Genomic DNA, 14,809 nt, shown 5'->3' with positions numbered 1-14,809 from the left:
TTACATACCAATCAAATGTAAATATACAAATACAAGAGGTGCAGCAAGTAAAAGGCCATCAAAACGGTCGAGAAAACCACCATGCCCCGGAAGGAACGATCCTGAGTCTTTTGTTGACAGACTGCGCTTAAGCATTGATTCGGATAGATCACCCAGGGTGCCTGCAGAGGCAATGATAGCCCCGATAACCAACCAATGAATTAGTGGGAGTTCCGCAAAATAAATACTCAGAATAAATGCTGCAAGCATACTGCATATAAGCCCTCCGGCAAAACCTTCCCAGCTCTTTTTGGGAGAATGCCTTTCAAAAAGACGATGCTTTCCCAAAGTGATCCCAAAAAGGTACGCTCCGGTATCACTTGACCAAAGCATAAGAATAAATCCAAGTGGATAATGGAAGGAATATTGACCGTCACCAAAGGCCAGGGCATAGAAAAAACAGAAAGGAATAGCTGCAAAAACTACCCCAAAGATCGTGTATGCAATATTATGAAATGGATTTTTATGATTACGGTATAGCTCAGTGATTATTACCAGAATAACAAATGGAACACAAAACAGCAGATTACTTATTGGCTTATCTTCCAGAAAATGAATAATCAAGGGAATAATAATACTCAATACCAACAACAGACCGCTGATTAGCTGAGGCTTTACATCTCCGGTCTTTACTAGTTTATAGAACTCTATAGTACATAATGTTGCTATAATTATAAAAAGTGCAGTGAATGTATAAGCATTGATCAAAACCAAAGCCAATACAACAGCAGCGAAAATAAAACCTGTTATAGCCCTTGTTTTCATTTATAATTCGTTTTCTGCGATTATTCCCATTGCTTTTTGAGCATTACTCTCATGGATATACACCTCAGCCTCGCCAATCCGGTAAGGAAAACCCTGTTTATTGATAAGTATAGCATCGATTTCATGATCAATTAATACCTGCCTTACCAATTCTGATTTGAAAAAATCAGCCGATGTATATACCTTAACCCAACCTGCTTCCATCCGATATATCTGTATTTATTTCTTTTAATTTTAAAGTATAGGTATAAAAATACCAGAGCAATACTGAAAAAGCAGCAATGCTTGCAATAAAAATAGGCTGACTTGCAGGATCAGGTTCATACATCAGATCTAAAGACTTGCCCTGCTGCTGAAAAACATAGGCAGTAACTACCGCAACTCCATTATTCATAAAGTGTGCAAGAATTGGAAGCCATAAACTACCGCTCCAGACTAAAAGATATCCGAACAAAGCACCCAGTAACATGCGAGGCATAAAACCATAGAACTGGAAATGTATAGTACTGAATATTATTGCTGTTATCCAGATAGCAACGTGGTAATTGCCGGTCCAGCGACCAAATATCCTCTGCAAACAACCTCTGAAGATCAGCTCTTCACCCACTGCAGGTATGATCGCAAGCATTAACATGTTAACTAATAATACCGGAACTGAGTTCATGACAAGCAACTGCTTGGTCATTTCTGCCATCTGAGCCTCTTTAAGCTTCATCCAGGCCTCAATTTCCTTTAAGAATTCCGGAAGTACCATGTTCTTGTTCAGCTCATTACTGAATTCCAGCAATGGACCAAAACTGAGCATGATGAGTATCGTAAGAATCGCCAAAATCAGATTGAACTTTTTGAGATTTAGATAATTCAGCCAATCATTACTCTGAAGTCTGGCAAAGATTAGAGCCGCTACTACAAACATCCCGAAAGAAGAAACGATCTGAAACAACCTGAGCATTTCAACATTTGATGAATCACCCTCTGACATTCTGATCAGTGGTTGAAAACCATATATTAAAACACCAATCACAAATGCGATGATTGAAAAAACAATGGCGCAAGCAAATACCAGCAGGAGCAGTAGGAGCAATGAGCTGAAAGGATGACGTTCTGCTGACCTTGATTTAAACATGCTAATAATTTATTTGTAATTTTGCATTTTACATGACTTTATAAGTTCGTGTAAAAATACAAGTTCGAAAGATAGCTAATGTCTGTTAAGATAGGAAATATAGATTTAGGGGAGTTCCCGCTTTTACTAGCTCCAATGGAGGATGTGAGCGATCCACCATTCCGTTTTGTGTGTAAACAAAATGGAGTGGATATGATGTATACTGAGTTTATCTCCTCTGAGGGACTGATAAGGGATGCAGCGAAAAGCCGTGCAAAGCTTGATATTTTTGAATATGAAAGACCTATTGGCATACAAATATTCGGAAGTGAGATTGAAAGTATGCGAGAGGCAACTCGTATTGCTACCCTTGCAAAACCTGACCTGATCGACATCAACTACGGATGCCCTGTTAAAAATGTTGCCTGCCGTGGTGCTGGTGCCAGTTTATTACAGGATATAGATAAAATGGTTTTAATGACAAAAGCTGTTGTTGAAGCTACTCATCTTCCGGTAACCGTTAAAACACGTCTTGGCTGGGATGATAACACCAAAAATGTTTACGAAGTAGCCGAACGCCTGCAGGATATCGGAATTCAGGCGCTGACCATTCATGGTCGTACCCGCGCACAGATGTATAAAGGTGAGGCAGACTGGACGCTGATCCGCGAGATCAAGAGAAATCCCAGGATAAAGATTCCAATTTTCGGAAATGGAGATGTTAACTCCATTGAAAAAGCAGCCGAATGGCGCATGGAATATGAAATTGATGGTATCATGATCGGCAGAGCAGCTATCGGATATCCATGGATATTCCGGGAGATCAAGCACTTTTTTAAGACTGGTGAATACTTACCTGAACCAACGATCAGTGAAAGGGTGGAAGTATGCAAGACACATCTTGATAAGTCTATTGCCTGGAAAGGTAATAAAACCGGCGTTTTTGAAATGAGGAGACATTACGCCAACTATTTTAAAGGTGTTCCTGATTTTAAAGAATATCGGATGAAGCTGGTTTCTCTTGAAAAAATTGATGATATTCATTCAGTTCTTCAGGAAATTAATGAACGTTTTCAAACTGAAATGGCCTGATAAAAGGTTTATTTTTATATTGTACTTCACAAAATCAATGCATTATGGTAACCAGGATTACTGAAGGAGTTAAGGTTTCGGTCGACACCATTTACCAACCGGAATATTCCAATCCGGCGAACGAGCATTTCATGTTCGCTTATCGGGTGAATATAGAAAACATGGGGGAATACAGTGTTCAACTGATGAACCGCCACTGGACTATCTTCGATTCCAATGGAACAAAAAGAGAAGTTGAAGGTGAAGGGGTTGTGGGTCAGCAACCTGTAATTGAACCCGGAAACAATCATGAATATGTTTCAGGCTGTAATTTGAAAACAGATATTGGAAGCATGAAAGGTTCCTATGAAATGAAACGAATTGCAGATGGTCAAAGCTTTCAGGTCAATATCCCTGAGTTTTATTTGATCACACCATATAAACTTAATTAAGAAATTCTTACCTGCAAAAAAGCCCCGTACTGATAATAATCAGCACGGGGCTTTCTATTTAAAGCTAAATTACTCGTCTCTTCTGCCCATCAACATACTGGCATAATATACCAGTGTTGCAAGTGAACCTAAAGCAGCAACCACATAGGTCATTGCAGCCCACCATAATGCATCTTTAGCCTGGTCATTCTCAATATCAGCCTGCATAATGCCACGATTTCCCTGAAGCCACACTAATGCCCGGTTACTTGCATCGAACTCAACAGGCAGGGTAATAAACGCAAACAGTGTAACTACAGCTAATGCCACAACACCAATTGCAAGCACTGTAATGTCACCTGAAAATATTAAAAGCATTACACCGATCATCAATGCCCATTGGGTGATCTTGGATGCTACATTCACAGCGGGCACAACTGCCGACCTAAATTTTAACCAGCTATACGCTTTTGCATGCTGAACCGCATGTCCGCATTCGTGTGCTGCAACTGCTGCTGCCGCAACACTTCTCCCATGGTAAACCTCCGGACTCAAATTCACTGTACGGTCTGCCGGGTTATAGTGGTCGGATAACTGACCTTCAGCAGAAATAATCTGCACATCATAAATACCATTATCCTTTAACATTTTTTCGGCTATATCCTTACCGCTGTAACCAGAAGCAAGGGGCATTTCCGTGTACTGTTTAAATTTGCTTTTAAAACGCCACTGAACTGCAAAACTTACTACAGCAATGACTATCATTAAAATTAATCCCATCGTCTTTATTTTTTAGGAAACTATTCAAAAATTATTCCGAATAAAAATAATCACAAATAAATTACCTTTAAGAACGTATGAAAAATAGTTTTTCCTATTGGGAACAGGAATCCTTTTTAAATGGTTTCGATGTTTTGATTGTCGGTAGCGGGATTGTCGGACTAAGTGCCGCCTTAAGCCTGAAATCGCAAAGCCCACGATTAAAAATCGGAGTATTGGAAGCGGGTTTCCTGCCAGGAGGAGCAAGCACAAAAAATGCCGGTTTTGCCTGTTTTGGAAGCATTTCTGAGCTAATTGAAGAATTAAAAATAGGAAGTGAAGATGAAATCGCGGAGCTGATAGAGCTGCGCTGGAAGGGATTGAAAAAACTCAGAGAAAACCTGGGTGATAAGGCTATTTCATTTGAACAATATGGGGGCTATGAAGTATTCAAAACTACTGAAGCAGACTTTGCAAACACCTGCAATGAACAGATTCCATACTTCAATAAGCTCATTGGCTCAATAATAGGAAAGACTGACATTTATGCAGTTAACAATGATAAAATTGCAGATTTCGGCATGAACGGCATCACAAATCTCATCCGAAATAAATACGAAGGCCAGATAGACACCGGAAAAATGATGAAGGCATTATTATCAAAAGTCCAGGGTATGGGTATTACCGTTTTCAATAATTGCCAGGTGCAAAAAATTGAATCCAATTCAAATGATCAGTTACTAATCACTAATCAGGGCAAATTCCAGACAAGGTCGATCATTCTGGCAACCAACGCCTTGAGTAAAGAGCTTATACCAGACCTGGATGTTATCCCCGGTAGGGGACAGGTTTTGATCACTGAACCAATACCTGGTTTGAAAATTAAAGGCAGTTTTCATTATAACCGGGGTTATACCTATTTCAGAAATATTGACGATCGCATACTCCTTGGTGGAGGCAGGGATCTTGATTTTGAGGCCGAGCAGACACTTGAGCCCGGAATTACAGATATTATCCAGACCTACCTTGAAAAACTGCTTTTTGAAACCATACTTCCCGAACAAAAAGTTAAGATCGAACATCGCTGGAGTGGGGTAATGGGCTTTGGAAAGGAATTAAAGCCTATTGTTAAAAAGATCCGTCCTGGACTCTATTGCGCAGTTCGCTGCAATGGAATGGGTGTTGCTATGGGAAGCCTTCTTGGCGAACAGGTAGCTGAACTTATTGAAATTTAAACCAGTATTCAAAAATGTATTTTTGATAAAATCTAATTAATGGAAATCTATATTCTTCTCATCTCAGCATTTGTTATCATTTTGCTCTTTATATTCTTCAGAACAAAGCCAGCATCTGGCGGCATTAGCCAAGAGCTCCTTGATCAATTAAATATCAGCAAGGCAAAAGCTGAAGAACGTGCCGAAAACCTGAAAGCAGAATCAGATTACCTGAAAAAAGAGCTGGAATCCGAGCGCGAAAAGCATTCTGAAACGATGAGATCTCTGGAAAGCTCACACTCCTACTTAAAATCACAGCAGGAAAAGATTGAGGAACAAAAGGCAGAGATCAGAAATAATCAGGAAAAATTCAATAAAGATTTTGAGCTGATAGCATCCCGGATCCTGGAGGAAAAAACAAAAAAATTCACCGAGGAAAACCGAAACAATCTGGATATTATTTTAAATCCATTCAAAGAAAATATTAAGGCATTTGAAGAGAAGGTTGAGAAGGTATACAAAGCCGAGTCGGATGAGAGAAATGTATTAAAAGGTCATATCAATCAACTGATCGAGCAGTCTAATCTGATGAATCTTGAAACTCAAAACCTGACCAAGGCATTAAAGGGTGATAATAAAAAGCAAGGAAACTGGGGTGAAATGATCCTGGAAAGGGTTTTGGAACGTTCCGGGCTGATAAAAGATCAGGAATACAGAATCCAGGCTTCACATCAATCTTCAGAGGGTGGCCGTTTTCAGCCGGATGTGGTCATTGATCTTCCGGATGATAAGCACCTGATCATTGATGCCAAGGTTTCTTTGATCGCATATGAAAGATTGGTGAACAGCGAAACCGAAGATGATCGCGACTTATTTACCAAACAGCATATCGCCTCAATACGGAATCACATCAATGAGTTATCATCAAAAAACTATAGCGAGCTTTATAAGATCAATTCTCCTGACTTTGTAATGCTATTTATTCCAATAGAATCATCCTTTGGAATAGCTGTTCAAAAGGATGCAGAACTGTTCAGTTTTGCCTGGGATAAACATGTAGTGATCGTAAGCCCGTCAACGCTGCTGGCAACATTACGCACCATTGCGAGTATGTGGAAACAGGAGCGTCAGAACCGAAATGTGATGGAAATTGCCAGGCTTAGTGGAGAAATGTATGATAAGTTTATTGGTTTTGTTGGCGATATGGAAGGTATCGGTAAAAACATCAGGCAAAGCCAGGATGCCTATGACAAAGCTTTAAACAAACTATCCAGCGGCAGAGGTAACCTTAGCATAACTGCAGAAAAGATAAAGAAACTGGGTGCTAAAACAGGAAAACAACTGGATCAGAAATTCATTAATGAAGATGATCTTTAGTCAGTCTATTTTTCTGATTCCGGCAATAATTTAAAGGAAGTAGCCACAAATCGCTTATTCACAATATTGCCCTGTACCTCCGCTTTCCGGATCTTCTCGCAAAATCCATTCTTAGCATGAGCATCACCATGATCATCTATTTTTGTGCCATCCACAAAATAGGATTTGCCATTAATTCTGACCGCAAGATCACATGACTTTCCTTCCATTTTAAACTGACATTGTCCACATGAAGCTTCAACTATCTGAACCTTACCTGATTTTGAATTCAATTTAGGTGTTTGTGCATTTACGATACTGGCAGATATACTGATCAGTAAAAAGATGAAAATGTTTTTCATAGCTGGATTGGTTTTTAAATCAATATTAGAATACTTCTACGTTTGAGATCACCGGACAGGCTTTCGAATCCAATATATTAACCCGGATCTTTGATGTCTGAACGGGTTCGATCTTTACTATTCGTTTATAACCAATGGTAGTTGCATCCGCCGTTTTTGTCCATTTTCCATCCTTCCACACATCCACAGTAAAACTTTTCACGCGCTGACCAAGTTTGATATATTCCTGCAATAGAATATACTTCACTGTGGAAACTTTACCCAGATCAACTTCAAAGCTGCCACTTAACTGACCATCATTTGTAGCCCAGTATGTTTCTTTATTGGCATCTGTCAGGTTTGATCCTGCATATTTTGCGGAATTCGCTCTGAAAGAATCTGTTTTTACCCTTGCTTGTTTGGCCAGGTTGTTCGCAAACTCAGTATCAAGCAGTTTTTTATAGCCTTTTAATGATTCTACATCCTTTTCATGGAAAAGTCCGCGCTGATCAGGGGGAATGTTCAGAAGCAGCGTAGATCCCCTGCCAACAGAACTAAGATAGATATCAAACAATTGCTGCGCGGTCTTCACTTTATCATCTTCATGGGCATGATAAAACCATCCCGGCCGGATTGAAACATCCACTTCAGCAGGAATCCACTTATCTCCATCAATTGAACCAGTATTTAACAGGTCTGATATTCCAGCCTTGCCTGCATGTAATGTATCAGTTGAAATGGTATTCCAATTAGTTTCACCGGCTATTCCGCGTTCATTTCCAACCCACCTAACACCCGGACCGGCATCGCTGAAGAATATAACTCCCGGTTGAATTTTATTGACAATATCCAGGGTCTTTGGCCAGTCGTAATAAGACTTAGCATTTATCTTTCTAGCCTCACGGGCTCCGCCATAATATCCGTCTCCACCATTTGCTCCATCGAACCACATTTCAAAAACAGGCCCGTAATTGGTGAACAATTCTTTTAACTGATTTCTGTAGTATTCAAGATAAGCTGGTCGGCCATATTCGGAGTGATTTCTATCCCATGGTGAAAGATAAACTCCGAATTTGAGTCCATATTTTTTTGAAGCCTCGGCTGTTTCCTTTACCAGATCACCTTTCCCATTTTTATAGGGACTGTTCTTTATCGAATGCTTGGTGTATTTACTTGGCCAGAGACAAAAACCATCATGGTGTTTGGTAGTTAAGATCAGGGTTTTAAAACCAGTTTCCTTCAGGGTTTTGGCCCATTGTCCGGCATCCAGTGCGGTAGGATTAAATATGGATTCCTTCTCGTCACCATACCCCCATTCCAAACCGGTAAAAGTATTGGTGGTGAAGTGCACAAATGCATTTGTCTCCATTTCATGCCAGACCATTTGTTCTTTGCTTGGTATTGGAAAAACCGGTGCGGGAGCATTGATGTTAATGGTCTGGGCCATCAAATTTATTGAACAAGTCAATAAGACTAAAAGTAATTTAAACACTCTTTTATTCATGAGATGTAAAATATGGAATCAAAAATATATGCCTTTTTATATTCAAAAAGGCGATGCAATGAACCTATTCCTGAATACCTTTCAGAGAGTTCCATCCCTGTGCTTTTATAGGATGAACTTTCTCAGATTTTGAGATCAGGTTACATCCTGCCGATGCTTCAGTCATATGTCCAATAATGGATATATCAGGATTGTTTTTGATCTTCTCAAAATCTGACTGCTTAATTGTAAACAGCAATTCATAATCTTCTCCGCCATTTAAAGCACAAACCGTCGGATCTATCCCAAACTCCCGGGCTGTATCATAGGTCATCGGGTCGATTGGAATCTTCTCTTCATATAAGTTACAGCCTTTATTTGACTGCTTACAGATGTGAAGTATCTCAGAAGCAAGGCCATCAGAAATATCGATCATTGATGTTGGCTTGATCTTCATCAACTTAAGCGACTCAACGATATCCTTTCTGGATTCTGGTTTAAGCTGACGCTCAACGATATAATCCTTGCCTTCCAGATCGGGTTGAATATTCGGATTTTCAAGAAATATATTTTTTTCCCGCTCAAGCAATTGAAGGCCTATGTATGCTCCGCCAAGATCTCCGGAAACACATAACAGATCGCCTTCATTTGCACCATTACGATAACAAATGTCCTTTTCGTCTGCATATCCAATACTGGTCACACTAATGATCAAGCCCTGTTTGGAAGAGCTTGTATCACCTCCCACCACATCAATACCGTACTTTTCGCAAGCGATGCTTATCCCCTCGTATAATTCCTCGATAGCTTCCAGTGGAAATTTGCTTGATAAGCCAATAGATACCGTGATTTGGGTTGCAGTACCATTCATCGCATATATGTCGCTCAAATTGACCTGAACAGCCTTGTAGCCTAAGTGTTTTAGTGGAGTATAGGCAAGATCGAAGTGGATTCCCTCGAGCAAAAGATCGGTTGAAATCAGCGTTTTTTTTCCTTCAAAGTTCAAAACAGCGGCATCATCACCAATGGCTTTTACCGTGCTTTTATTACTGATCCCGAAATTTTTTGTCAGATGATCAATTAATCCAAACTCCCCTAATTGCTCAATTTCTGTGCGTCCTTTGTTTTCAAACATGATAAGATCTTAAAATACAAAGGTGCTAATTTTCATCAGTATATAATTCGTTTTTTAGTGGCGATGAAGCTATAATGAGCATATTCATTACGATTTGCGAGAGGCATGCTCATGATGGTTTTAAAGCAAGAGATGCGGACAGGCTAGGGTAATTTATAAATACGCTTCATTTTATCATATTCTGCACGGGGTACCTGAACCAAAAGAGGGTTTTTCTTTTTGTCAAGAAAATCAATAAGCTTCAGCATGTCAGTTTCTTTCATTGCAGTGCATCCGGCTGTGGGACTGGTACTTCCACTCCAAATATGCATAAAAATACAGGATCCCATTTCTGGAATTGCTGGCTTGACATTATAGTCGACAAAGATTCCATACTTATAAACATCGCTTTTCATACGCATGGTTTCAGCTGAAGTCCAGTCCTTTTTGACTGTATCTGTTTTCACGATCTGGTTATAATAAGCCGATTTGGAATCATCCACGCAAAAAGTCTGCTTGTCAACTTTCATGGAATTCATTTTAGAACTGATATCATCGTATCCGAATAGTCCGCTTAAATAAAATATACCGGCAGGTGAATTACCATCGCCTTCCTTTTTTAACCTGCCTTTATTGAGTTCAGATGAATGTAATCCCTTTCCCCAGGCCATTCCACTTCTACCTATAACTATTGGAATATCCTTTAGAACTGATTTCCAAACACCTGAATTGTATTCATAGACATTCATTTTTCCTTCAATTTTATTCCAGGAATCTGAAGTAACAACAATAAGTTGTGAGGATTTAAACTTTGTATGCAGATCTTCCGGCTGACTAAATGAAAAAATGAATAGCAGGGATGAAATGAAAGATATTGGATTCATAGAAAATCTAAATAGCATTTTTTAACCAGTTTTTTCCTTCTGAAAATCTGGTAACTAGCATAGCAGACACGGTATCACCGGTAGCATTTAATAAAGTTGCCATTGGGTCAACCAATGTACCAATGATCATGACAACTGGAAGCATTTCAACCGGAAAATTATAAACCGTCATGATCATGATCTCTGCAATATATCCTCCATTCGGAATTCCGCCTTCCACTGTACTAAGAATGACAGTTAATCCCAAAGCAAGAATTATAGTTTCGGGATCCATAAAATCCTTTCCCATAATGGCAAAAACAGCTGCAATTTTAATAATTGCAGAAATGCTGGATCCATCTTTATGAAGCGGCGCACCTAAGGGTATTGCCAGATTTGCTATATGATCCGGAACTTTCATTGCTCTTGCAGCCGTAAGATTTGCTGGAATTGTAGCAATGCTGCTGCAAGTGCTCAATGCTGTAAAAGAAGGGATAATATTGTTTTTCCAATAGATCTTAACTCCCGGAATACCGGCCGCGAAAAAAGCAAAAAGACTATAGAAAACGATAAAATAGAACAGACTTAATCCATAATAAATGGCCATTGAATGACCGTATGTTCCGAATAGCTGAGGACCAAATACACCGATCTGATATGCAAAATAGGCTCCCAGACCAATCGGAGCAATTTTCATTATCAGAATAAGTAATTGCTTCATTACCTCATCTCCGGCGATAAGGAATTTTTTAAATGGCTCTCCAGTTTCACCTGATCTGGAAGTAGCAAATCCTATAAGCAGTGAAAAAATAATAAAAGCAAGCATGCTTTTACGGGAAAGTAGTTCATAGAATTCATTAACCGTAAGCAAACTGGTCGCCTGTTCACCCCAGCTCTGAGTTTTCATTTCCTCCACTACTTTAGCAGTGGTTTCAATATTTTGAGGCAAAGGGAATAACCAAACAGCAAAAACTGTTAAAACCGCAGAAATAAAAACAGTTCCAATGAAAACCAGCAGAGTTATAAACATAACCTTGCCCATTTTCTTATCTCTTTCCATATTGGCAACAGAAGAGGAGATTGCAAAGAAAATAAGGGGAATAACTGCTGTAAAAAGCAGATTCAAGAATATATCTCCAAGAGGTTTAAGTACTTCTACTTTTTTACCTAATACTAAACCTAGAACAGTTCCGGCAATAATTCCAATCAGCAGTTTTAGTATACTGCCATAGTTCTTTAAAAATCCGGATGACTGTTCATTCATAAATTATAAACCAAGTTTTGCAGATATTTCAAGCATTCGTTCAATAGGTTTTTGTGCTTTTAATATAATATCCATCGGAACAGTTACTTCAGGAAGATCATTTTTAATACATAAATATAATTTTTCCAGGGTATTTCTCTTCATATGCGGACAATCATTACAGGCACATGAATTATTTGGTGGCGCCGGAATAAATGTTTTATCCGGACTAGCCTTTTCCATCTGATGAATTATTCCGCTTTCAGTTGCAACAATAAATTCAGTAGCCGGGTTATTGATCGTATACTTTAATAATCCTGTTGTAGAACCTATAAAATCAGCCATCTTGAGAACAGATTCTTCACATTCAGGATGAGCAATAAACATAGCTTCAGGATGTCTGTTCTTTATCTTTAATATTTTTTGCTGTGAAAATATTTCATGAACCATACATGCCCCATTCCAAAGAACCAGATCCCTACCGGTCTTTTTAGCTACATATGCACCAAGATTTTTATCAGGTCCAAATATTATTTTTTGATCTTTTGGTAAACTTTCAACAATCTTAACTGCATTGGCAGAAGTACACACAATATCACTCATGGCCTTCAATTCCGCAGTACAATTTACGTAAGTTATTACCATGTGATCAGGATACTTTTCTTTAAATTTTGCAAATAATCGCGGCGGACAACTATCTGATAAAGAACAACCTGCTTTCAAATCAGGTAACAATACTTTCTTTTGTGGAGATAGTATTTTTGCTGTTTCTGCCATGAAATGTACTCCCGCAAAAACAATTACATCTGCATCAGTCTTTGCCGCTTCTTGTGATAATCCAAGACTATCTCCAATATAATCAGCAATATCCTGAATATCAGGATCCTGGTAATAATGTGCTAGTATAACCGCATTTTTCTCTTTTTTTAATCGTTTAATTTCAGCAAACAGATCCAGTGATGGGTCAATTGGTTCGTCTATAAATCCTTTGCTATTAAGTTCTTCGAAGGTATTCATTTATCAACTATTCAATAAAGACAATTTATATTTTAAATAAGATTCTTATTGTTTATTAGTGTGTTGGTAATGTTTATAAAAAGTGTGCAATATTGCACACTTAATTGTTTTTAATTAATTATCCACATATTCTAAACAATTCCTTAACGCTATATTATTGATAATTAAGTAGTTTAATTATCCTAATTTTTTTTTAATATTTTATATGTTCAGTTTTTTCAAATTGTAAAAAGTGGAATACTCTTTGTTATTTGATTAAAACTAAATCAAAAATAAGGTAAATTCGGCTTAATAGAACTATTTATGAGTCTGTTTGTATTTTATTCAACGACTATTACCACTAAATTAACATCTTTGAGGAGGTTGTTAACATGATTTATAATACTGATAGCTTTTAGTTTTTTATGCCATGAGGAATGTTGATTTTTTAGTGATTGGATCAGGTATTGCCGGTTTAAGTTTTGCACTGAAAGCGGCTCAATATGGTAAGGTTCTGATAGTTACAAAAGCAAATGAAGATGAATCCAATACAAAATACGCCCAGGGTGGGGTAGCTGTTGTTGTGGATAAAGTGGAAGATTCGTTTGATAAACATATAGAAGATACCCTAATAGCCGGTGATGGTTTATGTGATAAACACATTGTCGAAATTGTTGTAAAGGAAGGTCCGGCCCGTATTGATGAAATTATTCAGTATGGTACGCACTTTGACAAAACAAAAAAGGGAATATTTGATCTTGCTAAGGAGGGGGGACATTCTGAAAGCCGAGTTCTGCATTATAAGGATATTACTGGTTTTGAAATAGAAAGAGCCTTATTAGCACAAATTCATAGCAATCCTAATATTGAAATTCTTACCCATTATTTTGCTGTTGAACTTATTACACAGCATCATATTGGTGAATTCGTTGATAAAAAATCTGGTGATATAGAATGTTATGGTATTTATGCTTTAAATACCGCTACAAATAAAGTCGAAAAGTTCTTGTCTAAAGTTACCTTGATGGCCTCTGGTGGTGCCGGACATATTTATGCTACAACAACTAATCCGGTGATTGCGACTGGTGATGGTATTGCAATGGCCTATCGTGCTAAGGCAAAGGTTAGAAATATGGAATTTATTCAGTTTCATCCTACTGCATTATATAATCCAGGAGAATATCCATCCTTTCTAATTTCTGAGGCTGTGCGTGGTTTTGGTGGTGTACTTAAGACTAAGAATGGTGAGGAATTCATGCAGAATTATGATGAGAGAGGTTCTCTTGCTCCCCGCGATATTGTAGCCCGTGCCATTGATGCTGAGATGAAAAAGTCAGGTGATGACTTTGTATACCTGGATATAAGACATCGTGCGAAAGCAGATATATTATCTCATTTCCCAAATATTTATGCCAAGTGTTTAAGTATAGGTATAGATATGACACATGATTTGATTCCGGTAACCCCTGCTGCTCATTATATGTGTGGTGGTATATTGGTAGATGAATTCGGCAAATCATCTATTCACCGCCTTTATGCCTGTGGAGAATGTACTTCTACTGGTCTGCATGGTGCAAATAGATTAGCATCAAATTCTCTTCTTGAAGCACCTGTATTTGCTCATAGAATATTTCAACATGCTATCAAAGTGTTTAAGGATAATGTCATTCCTGATAACATTCCAGAATGGGATGAAACAGATACCAAATTATCGAATGAAGATATTTTAGTCACCCATAACCTTCGTGAAACACAGAAGGTTATGAGTGATTATGTTGGTATTGTTAGATCTGATTTTAGATTGGAACGGGCAATGCGCCGTCTTGGATTGTTGCATGATGAAACCGAAAGCTTTTATAAAAAGACTACCTTATCTGTTAAGTTATGCGAACTAAGGAATGTGATACAGAACGCTTTTTTAGTTATTAAATCTGCCATGATGCGTAAGGAAAGCCGTGGGTTACATTATACCACTGATTATAAACCACATGCACAGAAGCCACATGATACTGTTTTTTAAAAATTAAAT

Annotated in this window: 15 protein-coding genes; 5 read left to right on the top strand and 10 right to left on the bottom strand. The window is 38.3% G+C overall.

What is annotated here, in order from left to right; genetic code table 11:
- From BLR27_RS07875 to BLR27_RS07865, 3 genes are read right to left on the bottom strand one after another with little or no spacing between them, the layout of a single operon-like run.
- Positions 1 to 804: a phosphatidate cytidylyltransferase gene (locus tag BLR27_RS07875; RefSeq protein WP_090703258.1), complete on the bottom strand. Its 804-nt coding sequence runs from the start codon at positions 802 to 804 to the stop codon at positions 1 to 3.
- Positions 805 to 1,008, bottom strand: coding sequence for a putative signal transducing protein (locus BLR27_RS07870; protein ID WP_090703254.1), 204 nt, complete (start codon positions 1,006 to 1,008; stop codon positions 805 to 807).
- The gene (locus tag BLR27_RS07865) at positions 989 to 1,930 is read right to left on the bottom strand and encodes a CPBP family intramembrane glutamic endopeptidase (RefSeq protein WP_090703251.1); all 942 of its coding nucleotides are present in this window, start codon (positions 1,928 to 1,930) and stop codon (positions 989 to 991) included. The genes BLR27_RS07870 and BLR27_RS07865 overlap by 20 nt, the downstream gene beginning before the upstream one ends.
- A gap of 78 nt (positions 1,931 to 2,008) precedes the next feature.
- Here BLR27_RS07865 and dusB point away from each other — a divergent pair, with 78 nt between their 5' ends.
- Both dusB and apaG read left to right on the top strand, forming a co-directional pair.
- Positions 2,009 to 3,001, top strand: a complete 993-nt coding sequence (gene dusB, locus BLR27_RS07860) for a tRNA dihydrouridine synthase DusB (protein ID WP_090703248.1) — start codon at positions 2,009 to 2,011, stop codon at positions 2,999 to 3,001.
- A gap of 44 nt (positions 3,002 to 3,045) precedes the next feature.
- Positions 3,046 to 3,432, top strand: coding sequence for a Co2+/Mg2+ efflux protein ApaG (gene apaG, locus BLR27_RS07855; protein ID WP_090703245.1), 387 nt, complete (start codon positions 3,046 to 3,048; stop codon positions 3,430 to 3,432).
- Between the two features lie 69 nt (positions 3,433 to 3,501).
- Here apaG and BLR27_RS07850 read toward each other — a convergent pair whose 3' ends face one another.
- Positions 3,502 to 4,191, bottom strand: a complete 690-nt coding sequence (locus BLR27_RS07850; RefSeq protein WP_090703241.1) for a zinc metallopeptidase — start codon at positions 4,189 to 4,191, stop codon at positions 3,502 to 3,504.
- Positions 4,192 to 4,268: 77 nt separating this feature from the next.
- On the opposite strand from BLR27_RS07850, the gene BLR27_RS07845 reads away from it, so the two are divergent.
- Complete coding sequence (locus BLR27_RS07845) at positions 4,269 to 5,405, top strand: NAD(P)/FAD-dependent oxidoreductase (protein WP_090703237.1); 1,137 nt, start codon at positions 4,269 to 4,271, stop codon at positions 5,403 to 5,405.
- 39 nt (positions 5,406 to 5,444) lie between these two features.
- Positions 5,445 to 6,761, top strand: coding sequence for a DNA recombination protein RmuC (rmuC, locus tag BLR27_RS07840; RefSeq protein WP_090703232.1), 1,317 nt, complete (start codon positions 5,445 to 5,447; stop codon positions 6,759 to 6,761).
- A 5-nt stretch (positions 6,762 to 6,766) separates the two neighbouring features.
- Here rmuC and BLR27_RS07835 read toward each other — a convergent pair whose 3' ends face one another.
- From BLR27_RS07835 to nadA, 6 genes are all read right to left on the bottom strand, one after another.
- Positions 6,767 to 7,102, bottom strand: coding sequence for a DUF6370 family protein (locus BLR27_RS07835; protein WP_090703228.1), 336 nt, complete (start codon positions 7,100 to 7,102; stop codon positions 6,767 to 6,769).
- Positions 7,103 to 7,127: 25 nt separating this feature from the next.
- Positions 7,128 to 8,528 (bottom strand): alpha-L-fucosidase, encoded by a 1,401-nt coding sequence (locus BLR27_RS07830; RefSeq protein ID WP_221406309.1) that lies wholly within the window; start codon positions 8,526 to 8,528, stop codon positions 7,128 to 7,130.
- A 121-nt stretch (positions 8,529 to 8,649) separates the two neighbouring features.
- Positions 8,650 to 9,699, bottom strand: a complete 1,050-nt coding sequence (gene thiL, locus BLR27_RS07825; RefSeq protein WP_090703221.1) for a thiamine-phosphate kinase — start codon at positions 9,697 to 9,699, stop codon at positions 8,650 to 8,652.
- Positions 9,700 to 9,842: 143 nt separating this feature from the next.
- On the bottom strand, positions 9,843 to 10,562 hold the full coding sequence (locus BLR27_RS07820; RefSeq protein ID WP_176767635.1) for a L,D-transpeptidase family protein: 720 nt from the start codon (positions 10,560 to 10,562) through the stop codon (positions 9,843 to 9,845).
- A gap of 7 nt (positions 10,563 to 10,569) precedes the next feature.
- Positions 10,570 to 11,805, bottom strand: coding sequence for a dicarboxylate/amino acid:cation symporter (locus BLR27_RS07815; RefSeq protein WP_090703213.1), 1,236 nt, complete (start codon positions 11,803 to 11,805; stop codon positions 10,570 to 10,572).
- Positions 11,806 to 11,808: 3 nt separating this feature from the next.
- Positions 11,809 to 12,801, bottom strand: a complete 993-nt coding sequence (nadA, locus tag BLR27_RS07810; RefSeq protein WP_090703209.1) for a quinolinate synthase NadA — start codon at positions 12,799 to 12,801, stop codon at positions 11,809 to 11,811.
- Positions 12,802 to 13,210: 409 nt separating this feature from the next.
- Between nadA and nadB the strand changes: the two genes are divergently transcribed.
- The gene (nadB, locus tag BLR27_RS07805; protein ID WP_090703206.1) at positions 13,211 to 14,800 is read left to right on the top strand and encodes an L-aspartate oxidase; all 1,590 of its coding nucleotides are present in this window, start codon (positions 13,211 to 13,213) and stop codon (positions 14,798 to 14,800) included.
- Positions 14,801 to 14,809: the final 9 nt, after the last annotated feature.

This window comes from Daejeonella rubra (genome assembly GCF_900103545.1).
Lineage (GTDB): Bacteria > Bacteroidota > Bacteroidia > Sphingobacteriales > Sphingobacteriaceae > Daejeonella > Daejeonella rubra.
This window is presented reverse-complemented; position numbering and strand designations above follow the sequence as displayed.